Below are 5,652 nucleotides of genomic sequence, written 5' to 3'. Positions count from 1 at the left end.
TTCTCGGTGCTCGTGATTTTCCTGGTGCTGGCGGCGCTTTACGAGAGCTGGACCATCCCCTTTGCCATCCTGCTGGTTTTACCGCTGGGCGTGATCGGCGGCGTCATCGCCTCCGGCCTGCGGGGAATGACCAATGATGTTTATTTTCAGATCGCGCTCCTGACCACGCTGGGTTTGACAACCAAGAACGCGATTCTGATCGTCCAGTTCGCCAAGGCCGGGCTGGAAAAGGGCATGGGGCTGATTGAAGCCACGCTGGAAGGGGCCAAGCTGAGATTCAGGCCGATCGTCATGACCTCGCTGGCTTTCGGCTGCGGCGTTCTGCCCCTGGCCATCACCACCGGCGCGGGCGCGGGCGCCCAGAATGCAATCGGCACGGGCGTACTGGGAGGCATGATCACGGGCACCGTGCTGGTAATCATCTTCGCCCCGCTCTTTTATGTTCTGGTTGAAAAAGCTTTCGGAAAAAGCAGAATACGCAAGGCGGCCAAAACAGCCGGCCTCAATGCCGCGCAAGGGAAACGGTTATGAATAAAAGCATGACGCTGATGGCAATCATCCTTCTTTTTGCGGGCGGATGCACCTTGATGCCGAAATATACGAGGCCCGCCGCGCCCGTGCCCGGCGCCTGGCCGGGCGGGTCCGCGCCGGCCGAAAACGGCGGCGCAACCAACGCGTCCGTTGAGATTCCCTGGCGCAATTTTTACATTGACGCAAACCTTCAGAAAATAATTGAGCTGGCCCTGGAAAACAACCGCGACCTGCGCGCGGCCGCCATGCTTGTGGAAAAAACAAGGGCCGCCTACCGCATTCAGCGCGCCGATCTGCTGCCGACCATTAACGCCACGGCCTACGGCACGCGGCAGGAAGTATTTGCCAATATCGCTTCATTTGAAGAAAAGGTGGACATTGAGTATTACAGCGTAAATCTCGGATTCAGCGCCTACGAATTGGATATTTTCGGGCGGGTCCGCAGTCTCAAGAAAAGCGCCCTTGAGCAATACCTTGCCACCGAGCACGCCCGCCGCAGTCTGCAGATATCCCTGGCGGCTGAAATTGCCGGCGCCTGCCTGAATCTTGCCGCCGACCGCGAAAGGCTGTTTCTTGCCCAAAACACCCTGGACAGCCAGGAAACCAGTTATGAGCTTATCCAGCGGAGGTTTGAATCAGGCGACGCATCCGAACTGGAACTGCGCCAGGCCCAGACCAGCGTGGACGCGGCGCGGATTGACATCGCCCGGTACGCCGGCCTGATTGCCCTGGATAAAAACGCCCTCAACCTCCTGGCCGGCGCGCCGGTGCCGGATGAACTTCTGCCCGACGAACTAAGCGCGATCGCTTTCCTGAAGGATATAAGCGCCGGACTGCCCTCTTCCGTCATCCAGCGCCGGCCGGATATTTTGGAGGCCGAGAGCCGGCTCAAGTCCGCCCACGCCAATATCGGCGCGGCGCGGGCCGCATTTTTTCCATCTGTCATCCTGACGGGCAATTACGGCACGATGGATGACCAGTTGTCCGGCCTCTTCAAGAGCGGTTCGTCGGTCTGGAACTTCACGCCGCAAATCAGCGTGCCGATCTTTGACACCGGCCGGAACCTGGCCCGGCTGGACGCGGCCAAAGCCGACCGCAACATATTGCTGGCGCAGTACGAAAAGGCGATTCAGACGGCTTTTCGGGAGGTTGCCGACGCCCTTGCCCGGCGGGAGAGCCTGCTGGCCCAGATGGAAGCCCAGGAATCGCTGGTACAGGCGACCGCCGCCGCTTACCGCATTTCCGAAGCGCGCTATCTGAACGGCATTGACAGCCATCTGGCGGTGCTGGATTCGCAGCGCTCGCTTTACGGCGCGCAACAGGGCCTGATCGCCGTCCGCCTGGCCCGGCTCGCCAATCTGGTAACGCTCTACAAGGTTTTGGGCGGCGGGTGACTTCCGTGTTTTCAACCTTAAAACAATGAAAAATCAGGGGAACAATATGAAGAAAAACAACAACCATGCCAGGTTTTTCAAAACCGAGCGGATTTCCGATGTAATTTGTCTGCATTTCGCGGCGCGTTCCGAATATGTCCCGGGAATGCTGGTGGAAATAGTGAACGATTTGAAGGCGTTCCTCTCCGATAAGGAAAAAAGCTCCTCAAATGCCCTGGTTTTTTACCCGCCGCCCGGCATACCTTCCCCCGAAAAATTTGAAACAGTCCTGGCCGCTTACCGCGAATTGCATTGCCGCGATCCAAAGTATCAGCAGGACCCCATGGCGCGGCATGCGCTGGAGGAAGAGCTTATCCGCGAGATAAACGCCACATATAGATTGGTCAAAGGCATTTACAGCATCAACGAATTCACGGTCGCGGCCATGTCGGGCAAGACCGTCTTTTCCCTTTTCGGGCCGGCCCTGGCCTGCGACCTGCGGGTGGTTGCCGAAGATTTCATGCTGATCAACCGCGCGCCCTACTCCCAACTGACCCCATGGGGGGCGCTGCCGTGGTTTCTAACGCGCTTCCTCGGACACGCCAAAACCCGGGCGCTGCTTGCCGATGAAAAAGACATCAGCGCGGGCCAGGCGCTTGAACTGGGGCTCGTGGATAAGATCGTCCGCGCGGACCAGCTCAAAGAAACAAGCGTCTCCCTCGCGCAAACCGGCGCCCTGCTGCCGCGGACGCTCAAACAGGCTATGGCGCAAGTGGATATGCCGCTGGAAAGGTATCTGGAAACAGAAAAATCGCTTGTTCTTTCGTCCTTGGGGTAACGCCGCGCTTTAGAAGCGTTGCAGATGCGATATTCACCGCAAGTTTTAAAACCCTTGCTTTTGAAAACAGAAAGAAATAACCTTGCAAATATTTTCACGCCGGCGGGAACTTTTGCAACCCCTCCGGCGTCTGAAAAGATATAACCCCGCGGCCTGAAAGGGAAGCAGTGAAAACGAGTTTTTTGTTCTTATGCGCGGCGGCGCTGGCAATCGGCCAATCTTCCGCCGTTGACGGCACAAATACGACGGCGCAAAATCCTCTGACATTTGAGGAATGCGTGCGCGAAGCGGCTGAAAACAACCCGGAACTTTACGCGGCCCGGGAAGGGGTCAACGCGGCACGGGCCAACCTCCTCGGAAGTTACAGCCCCTTCCTGCCGCAACTCTCGGCCAGCGGCAGCGCGCGGCGGAACAATCAGGAGCTGGATACCGGCTACCAGGCCACCACTTCCTACCGGGCGGGCATATCGGCAAGCCAGAATATCTTCAACGGCCTGCAGGATATCGCCCGCCTGAGGCAGAGCCGCGCGCGTTTCAACCAGACCGAGATCAACCTCCAGCGCATCAAGGCCAACCTGAGCGCCGATATCAGGGACACATTCGCCGCGCTGTTGTTCGCCCAGGATGCCCTGGTTCTTTACGAAAAAATCGCCGAACGCCGGAAAGAAAATCTGTCATTGATTGAAATGCGTTTTAAGGCCGGAACCGAAGACCGCGGCTCGCTCCTGCGCAGCCAGGCTTTTTACAACCAGGCCCTGCTGGATGTTCTGGAGGCCAAGCGGCAAATAAACGTTGCCCGGCGCAAACTGAACAAGGCGCTCGGCCGGCAGGACAACGCAAAAATCGCGGTAACCGGCGACTGGCAACGCGTCGCGCCCCCCACCCCGCCCGATTTTGAGGAGATGGTCAAAATGACACCAGAATACCGCAACGCCGATATCCAGTGCGTGATCGCGCGCGAAGCCATCCGCGTCGCCCGGGCCGAATTTCTGCCGACCTGGTCGGTCTCGGCCGATTACGGGCTCAGCGACGACGAAAGCATCATACCGCACGACGAGTCATACAGTTTCGGCACCAGCATCGGTCTCAATATTTTCAACGGCGGATTGTCAATCTTCAGCCTGCGCGCGGCGCGGGCTGAAGAGCGCGCCACGCAGGCCCAGCTGCGCAGCGCCACCCATTCAATATTGGCCGCCCTGGAAGAACGTTTTACCGGCTGGCAGAACGCCGTGGAACGCGCCCGGCTTCAGGACGAACTGCTGTCGGCGGCCCAGACCCGCATGGAAATCGCCCAGATAAAATATTCCAACGGCATGATGACGTTTCAGGATTGGGACACCATCGGCAACGACCTGATTGCCAATCAGAAAAGCATGCTGGAAAGGGAGTTCGGCGCGGTTTCCGCCCAGGCCGCATGGGAAAAAGCGGTCGGTTTCTCGGTCCTGCCGGGGGCGGAACACACTGGAAAGGCCGGAAAATGAAAAGAATTAAAAACCAGAAAATAAAGAAAATTTTCCCGGCCATCGCCGTTGTTGCCGCCCTGGCCGCCACGCTCGTCTTTCTCCGCCATAATCTGCGCCGCGCGGACAAGGCGGATTATACGCCCGTCAAGGTTGAACGCGGCGACCTGAAGGTAACCGTGGCGACCACCGGCGTCATCAAGCCCCAGAACCGGGTTGAAGTCAAGCCGCCGCTCGCCGGCCGGATTGAAGAAGTGCTCGTTGACGAAGGCGCGGCCGTCCGCAAGGGGCAGATTCTGGGCCTGATGAGCTCCACCGACCGGGCGGTCCTGCTGGACGCGGCGCGCTCACAAGGCGAAGAGGAAGTCTCCCGCTGGGAACAAATGTACAAGCCCATGCCGATTGTCGCGCCGATTGACGGCGATATCATCGCCCGGAGCGTGGAACCCGGCCAAACGGTCGCCGCCAACGAAAAATTGTTTGTCATGTCCGACCGGCTGATTATCCAGGCACAGATTGATGAAACCGATATCGGCCGCGTCCGGCTCGGCCAGACGGCGGAGCTGACGCTGGACGCCTATCCCGCCAAGACAATCAAAGGGATTGTGGACGCCATCGCCTACGAGGCCACAACCGTCAATAACGTGACCATGTATTATGTTGACGTTCTTCCGGAGAGCACGCCCGCTTTCATGCGCAGCGGCATGACCGCCAATATACTTATCGTAACGGCAACCACCAACGGCGTGCTGACTCTTCCGACTGGCGCCGTTTATTCCAGCGGCAAGGAGACGATTGTCTGGCGGGCCGACCCGGCCAACTGCGGCAAAACAATCAATGCAAAAATCCAAACCGGGATGAACGACGGCAAAAAAGTTCAAATCATTTCCGGCCTGGAGGAGGGCGATTCCGTGCTGGTCGCTTCCACCCGTTTTCCGGAATCAAAAAAAGACAACGTCAATCCGTTTAGCCCGTTCCGGCGAAGATAATTGCGCAAGTAAAATTCGCCGCCCGCGTACGCCGGAAAGGCGCGAAGTAACGCAGGAACAAACCACTTCCTCGCCTCCGCGTCCTGCGAAGCGGGCGGCAAAAAAACGTCTTTTGCCATGATCAAAATCAGCAATGCCGTCAAGACTTACGACCGGGGGGAAACGGCGGTGCGCGCCCTGCAGGGCGTTTCGCTGGCCATTGCCGAGGGCGAATTCACGGCCATCATGGGCCCTTCCGGATCCGGAAAATCAACCCTCCTGCATATTCTCGGCCTGCTGGATGTGCTTGACGACGGCAATTATAATCTCTTCGGCCATGACATTCACCATCTTTCCGATGACGCCCTGGCGGAAATACGAAACACTTCCATCGGTTTTGTCTTCCAGCACTTTAACCTTCTGCCGCGCACCACCGCCCTGGAAAACGTCTTGCTGCCGGTTCTCTATGCCCACCACAAGCC

General features: G+C 58.2%; 6 protein-coding genes. All 6 read left to right on the top strand.

The window, feature by feature from the left end; genetic code table 11:
• A partial coding sequence (locus PHP98_10965; GenBank protein MDD5484148.1) for an efflux RND transporter permease subunit occupies window positions 1-531 on the top strand: 531 nt, incomplete at its 5' end.
• Window positions 528-1,925 carry an efflux transporter outer membrane subunit gene (locus tag PHP98_10960; protein MDD5484147.1) on the top strand — a complete coding sequence of 466 codons (1,398 nt, stop codon included), beginning with the start codon at window positions 528-530 and terminating at the stop codon, window positions 1,923-1,925. The genes PHP98_10965 and PHP98_10960, both read left to right, overlap by 4 nt.
• Before the next feature lie 46 nt (window positions 1,926-1,971).
• Window positions 1,972-2,742, top strand: a complete 771-nt coding sequence (locus PHP98_10955) for an enoyl-CoA hydratase-related protein (protein ID MDD5484146.1) — start codon at window positions 1,972-1,974, stop codon at window positions 2,740-2,742.
• 167 nt (window positions 2,743-2,909) lie between these two features.
• Window positions 2,910-4,223: a TolC family protein gene (locus PHP98_10950; GenBank protein MDD5484145.1), complete on the top strand. Its 1,314-nt coding sequence runs from the start codon at window positions 2,910-2,912 to the stop codon at window positions 4,221-4,223.
• Window positions 4,220-5,191, top strand: coding sequence for an efflux RND transporter periplasmic adaptor subunit (locus tag PHP98_10945; protein MDD5484144.1), 972 nt, complete (start codon window positions 4,220-4,222; stop codon window positions 5,189-5,191). The genes PHP98_10950 and PHP98_10945 overlap by 4 nt, the downstream gene beginning before the upstream one ends.
• Window positions 5,192-5,308: 117 nt before the next feature.
• The coding region (locus PHP98_10940; GenBank protein ID MDD5484143.1) for an ATP-binding cassette domain-containing protein at window positions 5,309-5,652 on the top strand (344 nt) is incomplete at its 3' end.

The organism is Kiritimatiellia bacterium, assembly GCA_028715905.1.
Taxonomy (GTDB): domain Bacteria; phylum Verrucomicrobiota; class Kiritimatiellia; order JAAZAB01; family JAAZAB01; genus JAQUQV01.
Note: the sequence above shows the minus strand (reverse complement) of the source record. Positions and strands in the feature narration are given on the sequence as shown.

Excerpts from the sequence above, each read along its gene's own strand:
- PHP98_10960 (MDD5484147.1), top strand. The coding sequence starts at position 528 with ATGAATAAAAGCATGACGCTGATGGCAATCATCCTTCTTTTTGCGGGC.
- PHP98_10955 (MDD5484146.1), top strand. The coding sequence starts at position 1,972 with ATGAAGAAAAACAACAACCATGCCAGGTTTTTCAAAACCGAGCGGATT.
- PHP98_10945 (MDD5484144.1), top strand. The coding sequence starts at position 4,220 with ATGAAAAGAATTAAAAACCAGAAAATAAAGAAAATTTTCCCGGCCATC.